The sequence below is a fragment of the Candidatus Pantoea multigeneris genome (assembly GCF_011752615.1).
GTDB lineage: Bacteria > Pseudomonadota > Gammaproteobacteria > Enterobacterales > Enterobacteriaceae > Pantoea > Pantoea multigeneris.
In genome coordinates this window covers 35,755-55,116 of the sequence record NZ_VWXF01000017.1, presented here as the reverse complement: position 1 = coordinate 55,116, position 19,362 = coordinate 35,755, and the positions used below count along the sequence as shown (strand labels likewise).

The window sequence follows — 19,362 nt, the reverse complement described above, 5'->3', positions numbered from 1 at the left end:
TGAAATTTTCTCTCATCACAACAATAACTGCCCTCAGCGGCACCACAGAGAGCGTCCCTATGAAGCGTAATAATCTGATCAATGTGAAGTCGTGGATCGACGATCACCCCATCTCCCCTTTCCAGTGGCGCGTGCTGATTCTGTGCCTGGTGATCATTATGTTCGACGGCTACGATGCCGCGGTAATGGGCTTTATCGCCCCAGCCCTGATTGAGGGATGGGGCATCAGCAAAGCGGCGATGGGCCCGATCCTTGGTGCCGCCATGTTTGGTGTCGCACTGGGGGCACTGATTGCCGGGCCACTCTCAGACCGCTTTGGCCGTAAACGCACCATTCTTTACTCTGTGCTCGTGTTCGCCGCTTTTAGCCTGGTCTGCGCGCTGGCCCGTTCTCCGGTGGAAATGGCGCTGTTGCGCTTTATTGCCGGATTGGGATTAGGTGCAGTAATGCCGAACTGCGTGACCTTGATCTCCGAATACATGCCAGAACGGCGCAAAGGATTCATGATCACCCTGATGTTTAGCGGTTTTAATATTGGCTCTGGCCTCGGCGGATTTATTGCTGCCGCCCTGCTCAACCACTACAACTGGCAAGCGGTACTGATTTTTGGTGGCACAGTCCCGCTCATTTTGCTCCCGGTGTTGTTCTGGCTGCTGCCTGAATCGGTACTGAATCTGGTGGTGCGTAAAGCCCCGCGTGAACGTATTGCCGCGTTGCTGAACCGGATGGGGGGACACTTCCAACCCGATGATGCCTTTATCCTGAACTCCCCGGAAGTGAAACGCCGTGGCACCATTGGCGAGCTGTTCCGTCACGGCTTTGCCCGTGGCACCGTGATCCTGTGGCTAACCTATTTTATGGGCCTGTTCGTGATTTACCTGCTGAACGGCTGGTTGCCGACCATTATGCGTTCAGGCGGTATCTCCCTTGAACAAGCGGCGATCATTGCCGGTTTATTCCAGTTAGGTGGGCCGGTGGGCGGCATTATTGTCGGTGCCTTGATGGATAAAATCCGTCCGCGCTATGTGATGGCGGTGGTCTATTTTATTGGCTGTCTGTGCCTGATTATGCAAGGGGTGTTTGGTTTCAGCGGGACAACCTTAGGCGTGCTGATTTTCTTCACCGGCATGTGCATTAACGGCGCACAAAATGGTTTGCAGGTGTATGCACCCGCCTTCTATCCCACGGAAATTCGTGCTACGGGAGTAAGCTGGATGCACGGTATCGGCCGCATTGGCGCCATCCTCAGCTCTTCCATGGGGGGGATACTGATGGGTGCGTTTCCGGCAGAAGGGGCCATCTTCTTCGTACTGGCGCTGCCTGCGTTACTTGCTGCGGTTAGCATTACCCTGCACCGCAACGTAACATTAGCGCTGAAGGTGAAAGGCGCGGGTCTGGCCGAGGTGCCGGCACTCTCTCAGAGTATGAATCCACGCCCCTAACCCTGGAGACTCTGGCCTCTGTGTCAGGCCAGAGTCCGGGCCGTTATGCGGCGTTAAACTCGCCGGTAGCCACGAGGAAATCAATCAACTGCGTCAGCTTTTGCAGATCTTCCAGCGCGATATTGTGGAAGATGGCAATGCGCAGTTGGTTACGCCCTAATCCACGGTATCCCTCAATGCCATACACCAGACGCTGCGCATTCAGGTAATCCGTCAGCTTCTCCACGTTGATGGCATCGCTAACATCCACAGTACACACCGTGGTTGAACGCGCGGCTTCATTTTCCACATACGGCGTCAGATAGTCGCTGTTTTGCGCCCATTGATAGATCAACTGGGCTTTTTCGCCTGCCTGACGCTCAACAGCGGCAAAACCTACCTGATTCATACGTTTGAGCTGTTCTGCGAACAGGAACAGCGTCACGGTCGCGGGGGTGTTGTAGGTCTGCTGCTGTTTGCCATTGCTCAGCGCCAGACGCCAGTCAGCAAACACCGGAATGTAACGCCCTGCGGTGGTCGCCACTTCGGCAATGCGCGCCTGCGCTGCCGGAGACAGAATAGCCACAAACAGGCCGCCTTCGCTGGCAAATACTTTCTGTGGCGAGAAGAAGAACAGGTCGACGCGGGAGAGATCGCACGCAATTTGCCCCGCTCCGCTAGTGGCATCCACCGCCAGCAAACACCCTTCTGCTACGTGAGGCAACTGGCTGTTCATCACGCCGGTAGAGGTTTCATTCAGGGTCCAGGTGACAACATCCGCACGCGCATCCGCCTGTGGCACGTTGGGCTGGCCATTTTCCGCCACCACTGCCTGCGCCGTGATCCAGGGGATCCGCGCAGAGGCCTGGTGCCACTTCTGGGAAAACTCACCACAGACGTAGTGGGTGATGTGGGATTTCACCAGCCCTAATCCCACCATATCAAACACCAGCGTAGCGCCACCGTTACCCAGCACGATGGCGTAATCTTCAGGGACATTCAGCAAAGTACGCAGGTTTTCCTGAATTTCGCCACACAGCTGGCGCACAGGCAGCTTACGATGGCTGGTGCCCAGCAGGTGTGGCCCACGGGCCGCCAGCTGGGTTAAATCGTCTAGATTGATCAGCGATGGGCCGCAGCCAAAACGGGGATCGGCCGGGATTAATGCATCGGGAATCGTTATTGCCACTTCTCTGTCCTTGGTTGTGAGATAAATCAATCGGGGTCACTCCAGTGGCATTGTCACTGGATCACTGTAGGTATATTCAAAGCCCAGCTCCTGACAAATGCGCGATCCATCCACGATCTTACCTTTGTCTTGCGCCGCTGAAGGCAGGAACTGTGGCGGCGTCAAACCCAGTTGGCGGGTGACGCTGGGGTAGAACGTATCCCGTGAAGGGTGCTGGGGCGCGCAGAGGTTGTAAACGCGTCCTCCTTTTGGCGTTTGCAGCAGCAGCATAATCGCATCCACCACATCGTCCAGATGCACCAGGTTCACCACATGCGAGCCGGCATCTAAATCCGTTTTTCCCGCCAGGAAACGGCCCGGATGGCGCTTGGGCCCCACCAGACCCGCAAGACGCACAATGTCCACCTGCGTACCCGGCAGATCGTGTAGCCAGTTTTCCAGCTCAATCAAATTTTTTCCCGCTGTGCTGTCACCCTGGAGCGGACTGTTCTCTTTCACCACCCCGGCCACTGAGCCATAGACCGAAGTCGAACTGGTAAACACAATACGCGGGACTTTGTGCGCCAGCGCAGTATCCACCACATTCTGTACGGCTTGCATGTAGTGCTCGCCACCGGCCACCGTGCGGCTGGCGGGCAGTGTCACCACCAGCGCATCCACGGAAAACAGCGTATCCAGATCCTCAGCTTCGCACACCATTTCCGGCGTCAGTTCTAGCTGAAATGCACTGATGCCACACCGTCTGGCCGCGTCCACGCCATCTGGCGTGGTTTTACTGCCGTTCACCTGCCAGCCACGCGCCGTCAGCGCCATTGCCAGCGGCATTCCCAGCCATCCTAGCCCGATGATTGCGACTTTTTTCATAGTGACTCCCGGCTTACTCTGTTGCACCTTGCTCTATCTTAGGGCTAGCAGGCAGCGCAAGCCAGTCCCTGACATCATGAAAAAAAATGCTTGCCAGTCGCGTTTATCTTCGTTAGGTTATTTGCCATATCAATGAATACTCATTCATGCGGAATTAATATGAAACGCGTTCAGTTCAACCACCATCATCACCATCACCCTGACTAGTCTTTCAGGCGATGTGTGCTGGGAGACGATTAGGATCTTCCAGTGGTGCGAGCGCAAAGAGAGCCCCCGGAAGATCATCTTCCGGGGGCTTTTTTTTGGGCGAACGCAACCCAACGATTGACAGACAAGATAATAAAAGAGGACAGGCACAACATGTTAGATAACACCCGTTTGCGCATAGCTATGCAGAAATCAGGCCGTTTGAGTGATGAATCACGCGAACTGCTGGCACGCTGCGGCATCAAAATCAATTTACAACAGCAGCGTCTGATCGCTTTCGCAGAAAACATGCCGATCGACATCCTGCGCGTACGTGATGACGATATTCCAGGCCTGGTGATGGACGGCGTGGTGGATCTCGGCATTGTCGGGGAAAACGTGCTGGAAGAAGAGCTGCTGAACCGCCGCGCACAGGGTGAAGACCCGCGTTACTTCACTCTGCGTCGCCTCGATTTCGGCGGTTGCCGCCTGTCACTGGCAATGCCAGTAGATGAAGAGTACACCGGCCCTGAGTGCCTGAATAACTCACGCATCGCGACCTCTTATCCGCACCTGTTGAAGCAGTACTTCGACAAAAAAGGCATCAATTTTAAATCTTGTCTGTTGAACGGCTCAGTAGAAGTTGCACCCCGTGCTGGCCTGGCAGATGCCATCTGTGACCTGGTGTCAACCGGTGCCACGCTGGAAGCAAACGGCCTGCGTGAAGTGGAAGTGATCTACCGTTCCAAAGCGGTACTGATTCAGCGTGATGGCGAACTCCCGGCCGCGAAGCAGGAAATCGTCGATAAAATGATGACCCGTATTCAGGGCGTGATCAAAGCCCGTGAATCCAAATACATCATGCTGCACGCGCCGAGCGAACGTCTGGAAGAGGTCATTGCCCTGCTGCCAGGTGCCGAACGCCCAACCGTACTGCCGTTGGCAGGTGAGAAGAGCCGCGTCGCCATGCACATGGTGAGCAGCGAAAGCCTGTTCTGGGAAACCATGGAGAAGCTGAAAGCCCTGGGTGCCAGCTCCATCCTCGTGCTGCCAATTGAAAAGATGCTGGAGTAAGCGATGAGCGCCTTCAATACCCCGGTTATCTGGGCTGAAAACAGCCCACAACAGCAGCAAGCGCTGCTGCAACGCCCGGCGATCTCTGCTTCCGCCAGCATCACTGCGGTGGTGCAGGACGTTCTGGAGCAGGTGAAGACGCAAGGTGATGATGCCTTACGTGCGCTCAGTGCCCGCTTTGATAAAACGGAAGTTACCGAATTACGCGTCAGTGCAGCCCAGATGGAAGCCGCTTCGGCACGCCTGAGCGATGAACTGAAACAGGCGATGCAGGTTGCGGTTGGCAATATTGAAACCTTCCACAACGCACAGATCCTGCCTGCGGTCGATATCGAAACCCAGCCCGGCGTGCGCTGCCAGCAGATCACCCGTCCGGTACAATCAGTAGGCTTATATATTCCCGGTGGCTCAGCTCCGTTGTTCTCAACGGTACTGATGCTGGCTACCCCGGCGCGCATCGCCGGTTGTGGCCGCGTGGTGCTGTGTTCACCCCCGCCGATTGCCGATGAGATTCTGTATGCAGCACAGCTGTGCGGCGTGAAAGAAGTCTTCCAGGTAGGCGGTTCTCAGGCGATTGCCGCGCTGGCATTTGGCACAGAATCGGTGCCAAAAGTGGACAAAATTTTTGGCCCAGGCAACGCCTATGTCACCGAAGCCAAACGTCAGGTCAGCCAGCGTCTGGATGGCGCAGCCATTGATATGCCTGCGGGCCCGTCTGAAGTGCTGGTGATTGCCGATGACGGCGCTAACGCGGCGTTTGTGGCTTCTGACCTGCTTTCTCAGGCAGAACACGGTCCGGATTCGCAGGTAATTCTGCTGACCCCTTCGCGCCGTCTGGCGGATGCGGTGGTGGTGGCAGTCGAAGAACAGTTGGCCGTCCTGCCGCGTGCAGCAACGGCACGTCAGGCGCTGGAGAGCAGCCGCCTGATTGTCGCGGCCGATCTGGATGAATGTATCGCCATATCCAATCAGTATGGCCCGGAGCACCTGATTATTCAGACCCGTCAGCCACGCGACCTGGTTGAGGCTATCACCAGTGCCGGTTCGGTGTTCCTTGGCGACTGGTCACCGGAGTCTGCGGGCGATTATGCCTCAGGCACCAACCACGTGCTGCCGACCTACGGTTACACCTCAACCTGTTCCAGCCTGGGACTGGCCGATTTCCAGAAGCGCATGACCGTGCAGGAGCTGTCGCCACAGGGCTTTAGCAACCTCGCGCGCACCATTGAGATTCTGGCTGCTGCCGAACGCCTGGATGCCCACAAAAATGCCGTTACCCTGCGTGTTGCTGCACTGAAGGAGCAAGCATGAGCCAGAAGATTGAAGAGTTAGCCCGCGCCAACGTACGTGCTCTGACGCCCTATCAGTCCGCCCGTCGCCTTGGCGGTAACGGTGACGTGTGGCTGAATGCCAACGAGTTCCCATTACCTGTGCCGTTTGAGCTGTCGCAGCAGACGCTGAATCGCTACCCTGAGTGCCAGCCTAAGCGGGTGATTGAGCGCTACGCCGCCTATGCCGGTTTAACCCCGGAGCAGGTATTAGTCAGCCGTGGCGCGGATGAAGGTATTGAGCTGTTGATGCGTGCTTTCTGCGAGCCAGGTAAAGATGCGATCCTGTTCTGCCCCCCAACCTACGGCATGTACAGCGTCAGCGCAGAAACCATCGGCATTGAGTATCGCACCGTTCCGGCGCTGGACGGCTGGCAGCTAAACCTGCCCGCCATCGCCGATCAGTTGGAGGGTGTGAAAGTGGTCTACATGTGCAGCCCGAACAACCCAACCGGCAACCTGATTAATCAGGATGATATTCGCAAACTGCTGGAGATGACCGCTGGAAAAGCGCTGTTGGTCGCCGATGAAGCCTATATCGAGTTCTGCCCGGAAGCGACCCTGACCGGCTGGCTGCAAGAGTATCCACACCTGGTTATCCTGCGCACCCTGTCGAAAGCCTTTGCCCTGGCTGGCCTGCGTTGTGGCTTTACCCTCGCCAACAAGCCGGTGATCGACCTGCTGATGAAAGTGATCGCCCCTTACCCGCTGGCCACACCGGTCGCGGATGTTGCCGGACAAGCGCTGAGCGATGAAGGCATTGCCCTGATGCGCCAGCATGTTGCTGAGCTCAACGCCAACCGCGCATGGCTGTTCGAACAACTGCCGCAGTTGAATGTCGTGCAACAGGTGTTCCCAAGCGAAACCAACTACATTCTGGTGCGTTTCAGCGATTCGCCAAAGGTGTTTAAAGCGCTGTGGGATCAAGGCATTATTCTGCGTGATCAAAACAAAAACCCTGGCCTTGCGGGATGCCTGCGCATTTCCATCGGCACCCGTAATGAGTGCGAGCGCCTGATCGCTGCACTGCAAGCATTATCTCTGGAGCAAGCATGAGTCAGAAGACCCTTTTTATCGACCGCGATGGCACCATCATTTCTGAGCCACCGAGTGACTTCCAGGTTGACCGCATGGACAAGCTGGCCTTCGAAACCGGCGTGATCCCGGCCCTGCTGGCGCTGCAAGGCGCTGGCTACCGTCTGGTGATGATCACCAATCAGGACGGCCTTGGCACCGACAGTTTCCCGCAGGCTGACTTTGATGGCCCGCACGACCTGATGATGCAGATCCTTACCTCACAGGGCATTCAGTTTGATGACATTCTGATCTGCCCGCACAAACCCGAAGACAACTGCGACTGCCGTAAGCCAAAAACCAAAATGGTGGAAGCCTGGCTGGCAGAAGGCGCAATCGATGTCGCCAACAGCTATGTGATTGGCGATCGCCTGACGGACATCCAACTGGCAGAGAACATGGCGATTCAGGGCCTGCGCTACGGTGCCGAAGGCCTGGACTGGAAAGCGATTGAAGATCGCCTGACCAAGCGCGACCGCTATGCGCTGGTCAATCGCAACACCAAAGAAACGCAGATTAAAGTCGAAGTGTGGCTGGACCGCGAAGGCGGCAGCAAAATCAACACCGGCGTCGGCTTCTTTGACCACATGCTGGATCAGATCGCGGTACATGGCGGCTTCCGCATGAACATTGATGTGAAAGGCGATCTCTACATCGACGATCACCACACGGTGGAAGATACCGGTCTGGCACTGGGCGAAGCGCTGCTGAAAGCGCTGGGCGACAAGCGCGGTATTGGCCGCTTTGGCTTTGTCCTGCCAATGGATGAGTGCCTGGCACGCTGTGCGCTGGATATTTCCGGGCGTCCACACATCGAATTCAAAGCCGAGTTCAGCTACCAGCGCGTAGGCGATCTCAGCACCGAGATGGTGGAGCACTTCTTCAGCTCCCTCTCCTACGCCATGATGAGTACGCTGCACCTGAAAACCAAAGGTAAGAACGACCATCATCGCGTTGAAAGCCTGTTTAAAGCCTTTGGCCGCACGCTGCGTCAGGCGATTCGCGTTCAGGGCAACACCCTGCCGAGTTCGAAAGGAGTGCTGTAATGAGCGTCGTCATTCTCGATACCGGTTGCGCCAACCTCTCTTCGGTGAAGTGGGCGATTGAGCGACTGGGTTACACGCCAGAAGTGAGCCGCGATCCCGATGTGGTTCTGCGCGCCAGCAAGCTGTTTCTTCCTGGAGTAGGCACCGCACAGGCGGCGATGGACCAGTTGAAAGAACGCGACCTGATCGAACTGGTAAAAGCCTGTACTCAACCGGTGTTGGGTATCTGCCTCGGTATGCAACTGCTGGGTAAAGGCAGCGAAGAGAGCGGCGGGATTGAAACGCTGGGTCTGGTGGATGCCTCGGTTGGACTGATGGACACCAAGGGGCTGCCACTGCCACACATGGGCTGGAACCAGATCACCGCGCAGGCGGGTCATCATCTGTTCCGCGATATTCCCGATGGCAGCTACTTCTACTTCGTCCACAGCTACGCGATGCCGGTGAACGCCAGCACCATCGCCCAATGCGATTACGGCCAGCCGTTCACCGCAGCGGTGCAAAAAGATAACTTCTTTGGCGTACAGTTCCACCCAGAGCGCTCTGGCAAAGCGGGCGCCCAGTTGCTGAAAAATTTCCTGGAGATGTAATGATTATCCCGGCATTAGATTTAATTGATGGCACCGTGGTGCGTTTGCATCAGGGCGATTACGGTCAGCAGCGTGACTATGGTAGCGATCCCCTGCCGCGCCTGCAGGATTACGAACGTCAAGGCGCTCAGGTTCTGCACCTGGTCGACCTTACCGGCGCGAAAGATCCGGCGAAGCGCCAGATCCCCCTGCTGAAAACCCTGTTAAACGGGGTTGAGGCGATTGTGCAAGTGGGTGGTGGGATCCGCACCCGCGAAGATGTGAAAGCGTTGCTGGACGCAGGCGCAAGCCGTGTCGTGGTGGGCTCAACGGCGGTGAAACAGCCGGAAGAAGTTCAGGCGTGGTTCCGTGAGTTTGGCGCAGAGGCGATTGTGCTGGCGCTCGACGTACGTATTGACGCCAACAACCGCAAAGAAGTGGCCATCAGCGGCTGGCAGGAAGCGGCGGGTGTAACGCTGGAGCAGGTGATTGAACAGTTCCAGCCGGTAGGCCTGAAACACGTGCTGTGCACGGATATTTCACGTGACGGTACCCTGAGCGGTTCTAACGTTGCGCTGTATCAGGAAGTCACCGCCCGTTATCCCGACATTGCTTTCCAGTCTTCTGGCGGCATTGGCGCATTGGATGATATCGCGGCGCTGCGCGGCAGCGGCGTGCAGGGTGTGATTGTCGGTCGCGCACTGCTGGAAGATAAATTCACAGTTTCGGAGGCAATCGCATGCTGGCAAAACGGATAATCCCCTGCCTTGACGTACGTGATGGTCAGGTGGTGAAAGGCGTTCAGTTCCGCAACCACGAAATCATTGGTGATATCGTCCCACTGGCCCAGCGCTATGCGCAGGAAGGGGCCGATGAGCTGGTGTTCTATGATATCACCGCCTCTTCCGATGGCCGTGTGGTGGATAAGAGCTGGGTCTCCCGCGTAGCAGAAGTGATCGACATTCCTTTCTGCGTCGCCGGGGGGATCAAAACGCCGGAAGATGCTGCGCGCATTCTGCAATTTGGTGCGGATAAAATATCCATCAACTCGCCTGCGCTGGCCGACCCTGAGCTGATCACCCGCCTCGCCGATCGTTTTGGCGTGCAGTGCATCGTGGTGGGAATCGATACCTGGTTTGATGAAGCCACCGGTAAATATCACGTCAACCAGTATACCGGCGATGAGTCACGCACGCGTGTAACCCAGTGGGAAACCCTCGACTGGGTGCAGGAAGTCCAGAAGCGTGGTGCAGGCGAGATCGTACTGAATATGATGAACCAGGACGGCGTGCGCAACGGCTACGATCTGGTCCAGTTGAAGAAAGTCCGTGACGTGTGCAAAGTGCCCCTGATCGCCTCTGGCGGTGCCGGAACCATGCCACACTTCCTCGACGCTTTCGAGCAAGCCAACGTCGATGGCGCACTGGCCGCCTCGGTGTTTCACAAACAAATTATCAATATCGGCGAGTTGAAAAACTTCCTGATCGACAACGGTGTGGAGATTCGCGCGTGTTAACAGCAGAACAACTGGCTAAGCTGGATTGGGCCAAAACCGCAGGCATGATGCCTGTTATCGTTCAGCACAACGTCTCTGGCGAAGTGTTGATGCACGGTTATATGAATGAAGAAGCCCTGCAAAAAACGCTGGCGGAAGGCAACGTCACCTTCTTCTCGCGCACGAAAAACCGTCTGTGGACCAAAGGGGAGACCTCCGGTCACTTCCTGCAAGTTGCCAGCATTACCCCAGACTGCGATAACGACACCCTGCTGATTCTGGCTAACCCAATTGGACCGACCTGCCACCTTGGCACCTCGAGCTGCTTCTCACCTGCAGCACCAGACTGGGTGTTCCTGCATCAGCTGGAGCAGTTACTGGCGTCACGGAAAAGTGCCGATCCGGCCAGTTCTTATACCGCTAAACTGTACGCCAGCGGCACCAAACGCATCGCACAGAAAGTGGGTGAAGAAGGTGTGGAAACCGCACTGGCCGCCACGGTTAACGATCGCCATGAACTGACCAACGAAGCGTCTGATCTGCTATACCACCTGCTGGTACTGTTGCAGGATCAAGACCTCGACTTCAGCACCATCATCAATAACCTGCGCGCCCGCCACAAGTAATTGTGCAACTTACTGCTCAAAATCGTCAGAGATGGCGAATTTTGAGCAGTATACTTCTCAAAATATGCATCATCCGGGTAAACATGGATGAAGAATACTGTGCGAAATTCACTGCAACTCGCCGCCCTGTTCAGCAGAATCGCCAACAAGGAACATCCCCATGACAACCCATGAAAAACTGCTCGCGCTGCTCCAGGCGAATAATGCCCGCTACCAGCTGATGGAACATGAAGCCACCGGTAAATGCGAAGCCGTTGCGGCCATTCGTGGTACGGCGGTAGGCCAGGGGGCCAAAGCGCTGGTGTGCCACGTGAAAGGTAACGGCATCAAGCAACATGTGTTAGCGGTGCTTCCCGCAGATTGCCAGGCGGATTTAACCAAAGTCGCCCTCGCCGTGGGAGGCCGCCGCGCTTCGCTGGCAAGCCCGGCAGAAGTGGACCTGCTGACCGGCTGCGTATTTGGCGCGATCCCGCCTTTTAGCTTTCATCCAGATTTAAAACTGGTGGTTGATCCACTGCTGTTTACCCGCTTCGACGAAATTGCCTTTAACGCCGGTCTGCTGGAACGGTCTGTGATACTGAATACGCAGGATTATCAGGCGATTTTTGGCGGTGAAGTGGCGAGTCTAATCCTGTAATTGCCAATAGCCGCGCATATCGCTACTCTTCGTTATTCAACATCACGTAATAAGTAGATCTATAATTATGGCAATGAAATTCCTCTCTTCGCGTATCGCGAAAACGGTGACGCTGGCACTGCTGGCGGGTTGTGCGTTTACGGCACAGGCAAAAATTGAACAGATTCGCTTCGCGGTTGATCCCACTTATCCCCCTTTTGAATCGAAGACGCCACAGGGCAAGCTGGTCGGTTTTGATATCGACCTCGGCAATGCACTCTGTGCGCAGATCCAGGCCAAATGTGTCTGGGTTGAGAGCCAGTTCGACGGCATGATCCCGGCGCTGAAAGCGCGTAAATTCGACGGCATTCTGTCGGACATGGGCATTACCGAAGAGCGCCTGAAGCAGATCGACTTCACCGTGCCACTGTATGACACCAAAACCCAGCTGATTGCCCGTAAAGGCTCCGGCCTGCTGCCGACCGCAGAATCGCTGAAAGGTAAAACGGTGGGTGTTGAGCAAGGCACCGTACAAGAGCGCTATGCGTTGGCAAAATGGCAGCCGCACGGTGTGAATGTTGTTCCTTACGGCGATCAGGCACAGGTTGAAACGGATTTAGCCTCTGGTCGTCTTGATGCCGTGTTCACCGATGCTGCACAAGCGGCAATTGGCTTCCTGAAGCAGCCGCAAGGTCAGGCGTTTGAGCTGGCCGGTCCAATGGTGGAAGATCCTATCATTGGCCCAGGCACGGCAATTGGCCTGCGTAAAGGTGACACCGAGTTGAAAACTGCGCTGGATAACGCCTTCGCAGAAATCAGCAAAAACGGCACCTTTGATAAAATTCAGAAAAAATATTTCGCCACCGATATCTCCATTCAGAAGTAATGCTTCGGGCGGCATTTTTGCCGCCCTTTTCCGCATCAGCACTATAATTTGACTCATCAAATTCTTTGTACGGGCTTTTTTTACCCGTAGCGCACAGGACATGACCGCGTTATGCAACAACAACATCATCCTCTGTTGAGTGCTTCACTGGGTACTCAGCGTGAAATTGTCAGCTTCCACTTCGGCACGGATTCGCATCAGCGCGTCTATATTCAGGCCGCGCTGCACGGAGACGAGCTGCCGGGTATGGCTGTCGCGTGGTACTTAAAACACAAGCTGTTAGCGCTGGAATCCGCAGGACAACTCAAGGCCAAAATTACCCTGGTCCCTGTTGCCAATCCGTTGGCGTTAAGCCAGCACTGGCACGGTACGCAGCTCGGGCGCTTTCATACCCAAACCGGCCAGGACTTTAACCGCCGTTTCCCGGCCTTAGGTGAAACGCTGGCCGCCGAGTTAGCGGATGTTCTTACGCAGAGCGAATATGAAAATAAGCGCATTATCCGCGAGGCTATAGACCGCCACTATCGCGATCGGATTGCCAAAAATGAACTGGATTCGCAGCGCTATACGCTGATGCGCATGGCAAGCCAGGCCGACTTAATGATCGATCTGCACTGCGACTGGGACGCGCTCCCACACCTGTACACCACACCCCATGCGTGGCAAGAGATTGAACCACTGGCACGCTGGTTGGGGAGTGAAGTGCAACTGTTGGCACAGATCTCCGGCGGTGAGCCGTTTGATGAAGCCTGCTGCGAGCCTTGGGTCACGCTGGCGGAAAAGTTCTCCGGGAAATTCCCGATGCCGCGCGGCTTGCTGCCGGTCACCCTGGAATTACGGGGTGTGGCGGATGTGGCTCCTGAGCAGGCGGAAAAAGACGCTGACGCGATTATCAACGCGCTGATTGAAGGCGGGTATATCGAAGGTGATGTGGGTGAATCCCCTGCTCTGCTTAACCCCGCTACCGAACTGGCTGGATGTGAATATATTCACGCGCCGCATTCAGGGCTGTTGTTAAATCATCGGGCTTTGGGGGAGTGGATCAAGGCAGGTGAAGTGGTGGCTGAAATTGTCGATCCGATTACCGATCAGGTCACACCGCTGATTGCGCAATATGGCGGGATTTTGTACGCACGCAATCTGATGAAGTTTGTTACGACCGGGATGCTGGCCGTGCGGCTGGCGGGAGAGAATGCCGGGCGAAGCGGGGCTTTGTTGGTGGAGTAAACATCAACAAATTAAATTCAAGAATATATTTATTGTAAGCCGCTAGTACTGAAAGTAATAGCGGCTTCAATTATAAAAATCAGTACCTTTGTTTATTAATCTTTTGCTCCAGATAAATTACTCTTTCTCTGTAAATAGCTAAAATTCTCAGCATATTTTTAAACTCATCTTTTAAATGTTTAAAATAGCCCTTATCAACTTCAGATACATGGCATTCTTTTTCATTTAAAAAATTGTCAAAATCACTCTCTTGAGAAAAAAGATGACTTACATCAGAAGAGGTTGGAGTCGAGTTTTCATGACCAAATAACTCTCGTCTTTTAACAGAAAGCTCATTTGTAAGATTAGACAATAGCTCTTCAACGACACTGTACTTATCTCTGGCTTCTTGGAGCTGCTTACTCAAGCATTCACTTGATCTCTGCACTTCATTAAAATTACTTTCAATGAGCCGCAACGACTCAATTTCCCCATTGGCATAATTTAAGTTTCGTTGCAAATCACCTTTAAGTTTAAATAAATAATTAATTGAGTCCAAAGTTATCAAATCATGATAGATATGCACTAAATTAGGTTCAATTAGTTCGCTATCTTTAATTTCCAATGCTTCCAGGAACGCTTTGCACAATGAGTAAAAATTAAAGTAAGAATCACCATGCAGTGTATTAGCATTCCATTCAAGGAATGAAACACAGTAGCTGACATAATCGCAACGTTTCTCAGTGAAAAGACCTGCATCTTCCAGGTTTTTCTTTAATTGCTTCAATGCATCTATTGCACAGGCATAGGAACTATTTCTCGAATTTTCCAGCGATCCATTTCTTGCAACGGTGTGGCTTATCAGAACCTGGTCAAGAACACTTATTTTCCCAGCAAGTAAAACTTGTGTTGCTGTAAAAGCGAGATCGTTACTTGTTCTAATTTCCTGAAACATTACTCCAGTGGAAATAATAAAATCTCGCTTAAAAAGCTTGTCCCATGGCCACCATATAAAAGCCCTAAAGAAATCAGATTTAATATCCCTGCCACTAAATACCGTTTGTGGCGGCAAAAGATCACTTCTTATTGTCCATGGGGTTTCAGTGATTTTTTGAGTGTTATAGTCAATAAAATGAGTACGGAAACAGAGAACATCAAGTTCCAGAGATTCAGAGGTGAAAAATAACAGTTCAAACATGTTGCTTTCAATCACATCATCGTCATCCAGAAAAATAATGTATTTTCCAGTCGCATGTTCAATTCCAATGTTTCTTGATGCTCCAGCACCAAGATTATCCGTCATTTTAATTATTTTTATTCTGCTGTCTTGAACGATATAACTTTCAATAAGAGCAACGGTACTATCAGTAGAGCAGTCATCAATGATGATGAGTTCAAAATCGGGTAGAGTTTGATTTAAAACGCTTTCCAGTACAGTTTTAAAATAGCCCTCCGCATTGTGAACAGGCATAACGACAGATATTTTATGCATAATACTTTGTTCTACCATAAAAAGTCACCTCAAATAATTATACATTATGATTATAATATTTTTAAAATTATGTCTTAATTTTAATTGAAAGCTTATTTTCTATTAATCTCTCAACCTCAGAGATTTTATGCCCAACTGCTAAAAGACTATGATTAACATCAGCGTTGTTATTAATGCAGGAGATTTCTAATTGTGCTATTTTTGAATTTGCTAAATTCAAATCACACCTTAACTCACTGAGCTGTTCATGGATATCATTTAAATTAGACAAAATAAGCTCATTAACAGCACTGTCATTATTAATTTTTTTTGTGGGAACTAACTTTGTCTTCATCACTCTGAAGACCATACAGATGAAAGAGCACGGGCCCAGTTTGAATAAATTAAACTTCACTTTCTCTGCATAAGATGTCGATACCTTTCCATTCATTATTTCGCAGAAGAAAGAACAATCTTTTCTTAAGACACTCACAATCAACTCTACAGATTTGCGATCGTAATATTTATTACTCAAATGATGACGAATTTCAGAATGAGTATATAAGTCGAAATGAGGGACGAGAGTTTTGTAAAACTCATTGGAGTAAGTGGGTGAAATAACTTGCTGAACCCAGGATAAATGTACTCCCAACCAGTTAAGAGAATAATCTCTATACTCACCGAGTAATTTTTTCTCGGATAAAAAACGCCAGATGACTGAATGCTGATGAAAAACACCCAGCAACCTATTTCCATCTGATGCTGTAGATTGGCCAACACGATTTTTTCTGTGGAAGCACAAGGTTTCATTAACAATGGCTACCTTAGTGCCAGACAACGTTGTAAACCAATGGAAACCATTATCTTCAAAAAAATAAGGACCAACAGGAAATAAAATCTCGTTGTCTTTAAGCAATGATGCTTTATATAATTTACGCCAAGGAACAGGTTGCAGTTCTAAAACTTTCTTTTTTGACTCTACTGTAGTTGTATCTATACAGTCCAATTCTTTTATAACTTCCCAGGCCGGATCGAAAGGCGCCTTTAATTCATTGAGCTCACCTGACATTTCCTTATAGGCACAAATAGACATGCTAGCATCATTTTTTTCTGCTGCTAAATATAACGCCTGAAACATTCCTGGATCGTAAAGATCATCACCATCAGCAAAACCTATATATTTACCTTTAGCTAGCCCAATCCCAACATTTGCTGGAGTTGCCACGCCGCCTATGGAGTTTTCTTTATTTAAAACAGGAATAATACGCTTATCAATGCTGGCATATTCTGTAATTATTTCTGGAGTTCTGTCTGTTGACCCATCATCTACAACAATAATTTCAATATCAGTAATGGTTTGATTAATGAGACCATCAAGACATGCAGATATATATTTTTCAATATTGTATGAAGTGACAACTATTGATATTATAGGTTTCAAAAATATTACCTCATTTTTAACATTACAACTGTAGCAATTTAAAGCCACACCAGAGAAAACATAGATGTAATGATGAAATCACCATGCGATAAAAGAATCACAGCTAAACCAGTTGAATGAGCTATCAAGATAATTTTCTAGCGATTACATTTGATAAATTAATTGCTGGGACGTCAATGTATTTTTCAAACAGAACTGAAAGTGCGAAACATATCATTATAGTTAAAACAGTTGCCACTATAAACATTAAAATCGTGATCTCTTCATAGTAATCGTGTAGATAGTATGCCACCATTGATATTATCGTAACGTGTAAAATATATAGTGGGAATGAGATTTTACCTAAAAATAAAAATATATTTTGATTCAATGTTCTTTCTGATAGTTGAGAACCTAACACAGAGATAAAAATCAATGAACTTCCGGTCAACATTAGTTGGTGGTATAATTGGTTGTAATTATTACTATTGAAAATCTTCATATAAGAATAAACACCGCTATACAAATCGACACCTTCTCGTGGATAAGGTGAAGTTACGAGCAGTAATCCGATAAAAAAGATAAATAATCTAAATAATGAAGGTATGTTAATGCTATTTCTTACATAGAGATCATTCAAAATCATGCCAAATATAAACAAAGAATAATAAGATGATTGTAAATATAAGAATAAGAAAATTAATGAATAAAAGTGAATTCTATAACATGACCTCCCGAAAATAGCCAATAAACTAAAAACTATTAACGATCCATATATCTCAAAAGAAATAGTCCATAGTGCATAATTCGATAGTTGAATATGCTCGAAAGGTGCAAAGTAGATTGCTTCTGCAATTACTTTTGAAAACTCTAGATCACTTTTAAAATTTGTCATAGTTTGAAGTAAGGAAAAAGCAACATACATAAACATCGTAGCAATCAAGATGGGCACTATAAGCCTAGGGTATCTTTTTATAACTCCTTGGTAAATTGCATCATTACTTTTTGAATTATTAAACCTCATACTTAAAACAAAGCCACTCAATATGAAAAATATACAAACAGGAGCGATTCCACTATATATTATATTTAACGGAGTCCAAGCGAACAACCTTCTTATTATTCCCCCCGTATCACTTAGCGATGTATATCTTAAGTCTGGTTTAAAAGAATTAATACAGTGGTCAATAATTACAATAAAACAAGATAAACCTCTAAGCCCTTCGAGATAAGAAATTTTATTCATTCCATACCCAACCAAAGTAACAGGATTTTAAAATAAAAAAAGCCCCCTCAATTGAGGGGGACTTATAATGTATAAAAATAAAATTGAAAATATTATTTACTATCTAACCACTCGGTATGGAACACACCGTCTTTATCAGTACGCTTGTAAGTATGCGCACCAAAGTAGTCGCGCTGCGCCTGAATCAGGTTGGCTGGCAGCACTTCTGAACGGTAGCTGTCGTAGTAAGCGATAGCTGCAGAGAAGGTTGGAGTAGGAATACCGTTCTGTACCGCGTAAGCCACTACATCACGCAGTGCCTGCTGGTATTCGTCAGCGATATTTTTGAAGTACGGTGCCAGCAGCAGGTTAGCGATGTCCGCATTTTCTGCGTAAGCATCGGTGATTTTCTGCAGGAACTGAGCGCGGATGATGCAACCAGCACGGAAGATCTTCGCGATTTCGCCGTAGTTCAGATCCCAGTTGTTCTCTTCAGACGCAGCGCGCAGCTGAGAGAAGCCCTGAGCATAAGAAACCAGTTTACCCAGGTACAGGGCGCGACGTACTTTCTCAGAGAACTCAGCCTTATCACCTTCAACGGTTTTCGGTTTTGGACCGGTCAGCACTTTAGAAGCGGCCACACGCTGGGTTTTCAGAGAAGAGAGGTAACGTGCGAACACAGATTCGGTGATCAGAGACAGTGGCTCGCCGAGATCCAGTGAGCTCTGGCTGGTCCATTTACCGGTACCTTTGTTTGCTGCTTCGTCCAGAATCACATCAACCAGGTATTTACCGTCTTCATCTTTTTTAGTGAAGATGTCTTTGGTGATGTCGATCAGGTAGCTGCTCAGCTCGCCGTTATTCCAGTCAGTGAAAGTCGCCGCCAGCTCTTCGTTGTTCAGGTTCAGCGCGCCTTTCAGCAGTGAGTAAGCTTCTGCAATCAGCTGCATATCGCCGTACTCGATACCGTTGTGGACCATTTTCACGTAGTGACCCGCACCATCCGGACCTACGTAAGCAACACACGGCTCACCATCTTCATCCGCTACGGCCGCAATTTTGTGCAGGATTGGGGCTACCAGCTCGTAAGCTTCTTTCTGGCCGCCAGGCATGATAGATGGGCCTTTCAGTGCGCCCTCTTCACCACCGGAAACGCCGGTACCGATAAAGTTGAAGCCCTGATCAGACAGTTCTTTGTTACGACGAATCGTGTCTTTATAGAAGGTGTTACCGCCATCGATCAGGATGTCACCTTTGTCGAGGTGTGGTGTCAGTGAAGCAATGGTCTTATCCGTAGCTTCACCCGCCTGTACCATCAACAGAATACGACGAGGCTTTTCCAGCGATTCTACGAATTCTTCCACTGTGTAGTATGGAGCAAGCTGTTTGCCCTGATTTTCGGCGATAACTTCATCAGTCTTTTCGCGTGAACGGTTGAAAATAGAAACTGTGTAACCACGGCTCTCAATGTTCAAGGCCAGATTACGACCCATGACAGCCATACCCACAACGCCGATCTGTTGCTTAGACATTACATACTCCTGTCTGTTAAAAAGACGTATACAATTTGTTCAGAATGAGTTGGTTCCACATCTTACATCAAGTTACCGGTAACACAAAAGTTATTAATTGTGCTGAGCACGAACTCACACATACCCTTAATATC

19 protein-coding genes and 1 other annotated feature are annotated in these 19,362 nt (G+C 50.4%); of the genes, 13 read left to right on the top strand and 6 right to left on the bottom strand.

The genetic code is table 11. The features are described from left to right. The first annotated feature begins 59 nt into the window (after nt 1–59). On the top strand, nt 60–1,442 hold the full coding sequence (locus F3J40_RS23965; protein ID WP_167018631.1) for an MFS transporter: 1,383 nt from the start codon (nt 60–62) through the stop codon (nt 1,440–1,442). 43 nt (nt 1,443–1,485) lie between these two features. Here the strand turns inward: F3J40_RS23965 and F3J40_RS23960 are convergent, their stop codons facing one another. Then, nucleotides 1,486–2,610, bottom strand: coding sequence for an aminotransferase class V-fold PLP-dependent enzyme (locus F3J40_RS23960; protein WP_167018629.1), 1,125 nt, complete (start codon nt 2,608–2,610; stop codon nt 1,486–1,488). Between the two features lie 36 nt (nt 2,611–2,646). Next, nucleotides 2,647–3,474, bottom strand: a complete 828-nt coding sequence (locus tag F3J40_RS23955) for an SDR family oxidoreductase (protein WP_167018627.1) — start codon at nt 3,472–3,474, stop codon at nt 2,647–2,649. Between the two features lie 159 nt (nt 3,475–3,633). Between F3J40_RS23955 and hisL the strand changes: the two genes are divergently transcribed. From hisL to F3J40_RS23895, 12 genes are all read left to right on the top strand, one after another. Beyond that, nucleotides 3,634–3,681, top strand: a complete 48-nt coding sequence (gene hisL, locus F3J40_RS23950; protein WP_118665699.1) for a his operon leader peptide — start codon at nt 3,634–3,636, stop codon at nt 3,679–3,681. Continuing rightward, nucleotides 3,657–3,778, top strand: a sequence feature (His leader region). Its footprint overlaps the gene before it by 25 nt. 56 nt (nt 3,779–3,834) lie before the next feature. After that, entirely contained in the window at nt 3,835–4,734 is a 900-nt protein-coding gene (hisG, locus tag F3J40_RS23945) for an ATP phosphoribosyltransferase (RefSeq protein WP_017346585.1), read from the top strand. A 3-nt stretch (nt 4,735–4,737) separates the two neighbouring features. Next, complete coding sequence (gene hisD / locus F3J40_RS23940; protein ID WP_167018625.1) at nt 4,738–6,045, top strand: histidinol dehydrogenase; 1,308 nt, start codon at nt 4,738–4,740, stop codon at nt 6,043–6,045. Further along, nucleotides 6,042–7,118 carry a histidinol-phosphate transaminase gene (hisC, locus tag F3J40_RS23935; protein ID WP_167018623.1) on the top strand — a complete coding sequence of 359 codons (1,077 nt, stop codon included), beginning with the start codon at nt 6,042–6,044 and terminating at the stop codon, nt 7,116–7,118. The genes hisD and hisC overlap by 4 nt, the downstream gene beginning before the upstream one ends. Then, entirely contained in the window at nt 7,115–8,182 is a 1,068-nt protein-coding gene (gene hisB / locus F3J40_RS23930; RefSeq protein ID WP_017346588.1) for a bifunctional histidinol-phosphatase/imidazoleglycerol-phosphate dehydratase HisB, read from the top strand. The genes hisC and hisB overlap by 4 nt, the downstream gene beginning before the upstream one ends. Continuing rightward, on the top strand, nt 8,182–8,772 hold the full coding sequence (gene hisH / locus F3J40_RS23925) for an imidazole glycerol phosphate synthase subunit HisH (protein ID WP_167018621.1): 591 nt from the start codon (nt 8,182–8,184) through the stop codon (nt 8,770–8,772). The genes hisB and hisH overlap by 1 nt, the downstream gene beginning before the upstream one ends. Next, nucleotides 8,772–9,509: a 1-(5-phosphoribosyl)-5-[(5-phosphoribosylamino)methylideneamino]imidazole-4-carboxamide isomerase gene (gene hisA / locus F3J40_RS23920; protein WP_017346590.1), complete on the top strand. Its 738-nt coding sequence runs from the start codon at nt 8,772–8,774 to the stop codon at nt 9,507–9,509. Before hisH ends, hisA begins: the two co-directional genes overlap by 1 nt. Continuing rightward, the gene (hisF, locus tag F3J40_RS23915) at nt 9,491–10,267 is read left to right on the top strand and encodes an imidazole glycerol phosphate synthase subunit HisF (protein WP_017346591.1); all 777 of its coding nucleotides are present in this window, start codon (nt 9,491–9,493) and stop codon (nt 10,265–10,267) included. Before hisA ends, hisF begins: the two co-directional genes overlap by 19 nt. Continuing rightward, a complete protein-coding gene (hisIE, locus tag F3J40_RS23910; RefSeq protein WP_017346592.1) occupies nt 10,261–10,872 on the top strand; it encodes a bifunctional phosphoribosyl-AMP cyclohydrolase/phosphoribosyl-ATP diphosphatase HisIE in 612 nt (203 codons plus the stop codon). The genes hisF and hisIE overlap by 7 nt, the downstream gene beginning before the upstream one ends. Before the next feature lie 160 nt (nt 10,873–11,032). Beyond that, nucleotides 11,033–11,509 carry a YbaK/prolyl-tRNA synthetase associated domain-containing protein gene (locus F3J40_RS23905; RefSeq protein ID WP_167018619.1) on the top strand — a complete coding sequence of 159 codons (477 nt, stop codon included), beginning with the start codon at nt 11,033–11,035 and terminating at the stop codon, nt 11,507–11,509. A 67-nt stretch (nt 11,510–11,576) separates the two neighbouring features. Further along, complete coding sequence (locus tag F3J40_RS23900) at nt 11,577–12,374, top strand: ABC transporter substrate-binding protein (protein ID WP_370659880.1); 798 nt, start codon at nt 11,577–11,579, stop codon at nt 12,372–12,374. A gap of 111 nt (nt 12,375–12,485) precedes the next feature. Continuing rightward, nucleotides 12,486–13,601: a succinylglutamate desuccinylase/aspartoacylase family protein gene (locus tag F3J40_RS23895; RefSeq protein ID WP_167018617.1), complete on the top strand. Its 1,116-nt coding sequence runs from the start codon at nt 12,486–12,488 to the stop codon at nt 13,599–13,601. A 79-nt stretch (nt 13,602–13,680) separates the two neighbouring features. On the opposite strand, the gene F3J40_RS23890 is transcribed toward F3J40_RS23895, so the two are convergent. The 4 genes from F3J40_RS23890 to gnd form a co-directional block, all read right to left on the bottom strand. Continuing rightward, nucleotides 13,681–15,090 (bottom strand): glycosyltransferase family 2 protein, encoded by a 1,410-nt coding sequence (locus F3J40_RS23890; protein ID WP_167018615.1) that lies wholly within the window; start codon nt 15,088–15,090, stop codon nt 13,681–13,683. 49 nt (nt 15,091–15,139) lie between these two features. Continuing rightward, nucleotides 15,140–16,492, bottom strand: a complete 1,353-nt coding sequence (locus F3J40_RS23885) for a glycosyltransferase family 2 protein (protein ID WP_167018613.1) — start codon at nt 16,490–16,492, stop codon at nt 15,140–15,142. Nucleotides 16,493–16,616: 124 nt separating this feature from the next. Then, on the bottom strand, nt 16,617–17,717 hold the full coding sequence (locus F3J40_RS23880) for an acyltransferase family protein (protein WP_167018612.1): 1,101 nt from the start codon (nt 17,715–17,717) through the stop codon (nt 16,617–16,619). A gap of 92 nt (nt 17,718–17,809) precedes the next feature. After that, complete coding sequence (gnd, locus tag F3J40_RS23875) at nt 17,810–19,228, bottom strand: NADP-dependent phosphogluconate dehydrogenase (protein ID WP_167018610.1); 1,419 nt, start codon at nt 19,226–19,228, stop codon at nt 17,810–17,812. Between the last annotated feature and the right edge of the window lie 134 nt (nt 19,229–19,362).

Excerpts from the sequence above, each read along its gene's own strand:
- hisA (WP_017346590.1), top strand. The coding sequence starts at position 8,772 with ATGATTATCCCGGCATTAGATTTAATTGATGGCACCGTGGTGCGTTTG.
- F3J40_RS23965 (WP_167018631.1), top strand. The coding sequence starts at position 60 with ATGAAGCGTAATAATCTGATCAATGTGAAGTCGTGGATCGACGATCAC.
- F3J40_RS23955 (WP_167018627.1), bottom strand. The coding sequence starts at position 3,474 with ATGAAAAAAGTCGCAATCATCGGGCTAGGATGGCTGGGAATGCCGCTG.
- F3J40_RS23905 (WP_167018619.1), top strand. The coding sequence starts at position 11,033 with ATGACAACCCATGAAAAACTGCTCGCGCTGCTCCAGGCGAATAATGCC.
- hisG (WP_017346585.1), top strand. The coding sequence starts at position 3,835 with ATGTTAGATAACACCCGTTTGCGCATAGCTATGCAGAAATCAGGCCGT.
- F3J40_RS23890 (WP_167018615.1), bottom strand. The coding sequence starts at position 15,090 with ATGGTAGAACAAAGTATTATGCATAAAATATCTGTCGTTATGCCTGTT.
- gnd (WP_167018610.1), bottom strand. The coding sequence starts at position 19,228 with ATGTCTAAGCAACAGATCGGCGTTGTGGGTATGGCTGTCATGGGTCGT.
- F3J40_RS23900 (WP_370659880.1), top strand. The coding sequence starts at position 11,577 with ATGGCAATGAAATTCCTCTCTTCGCGTATCGCGAAAACGGTGACGCTG.
- hisH (WP_167018621.1), top strand. The coding sequence starts at position 8,182 with ATGAGCGTCGTCATTCTCGATACCGGTTGCGCCAACCTCTCTTCGGTG.
- F3J40_RS23880 (WP_167018612.1), bottom strand. The coding sequence starts at position 17,717 with ATGAATAAAATTTCTTATCTCGAAGGGCTTAGAGGTTTATCTTGTTTT.
- hisF (WP_017346591.1), top strand. The coding sequence starts at position 9,491 with ATGCTGGCAAAACGGATAATCCCCTGCCTTGACGTACGTGATGGTCAG.
- F3J40_RS23895 (WP_167018617.1), top strand. The coding sequence starts at position 12,486 with ATGCAACAACAACATCATCCTCTGTTGAGTGCTTCACTGGGTACTCAG.
- hisB (WP_017346588.1), top strand. The coding sequence starts at position 7,115 with ATGAGTCAGAAGACCCTTTTTATCGACCGCGATGGCACCATCATTTCT.
- hisC (WP_167018623.1), top strand. The coding sequence starts at position 6,042 with ATGAGCCAGAAGATTGAAGAGTTAGCCCGCGCCAACGTACGTGCTCTG.
- hisD (WP_167018625.1), top strand. The coding sequence starts at position 4,738 with ATGAGCGCCTTCAATACCCCGGTTATCTGGGCTGAAAACAGCCCACAA.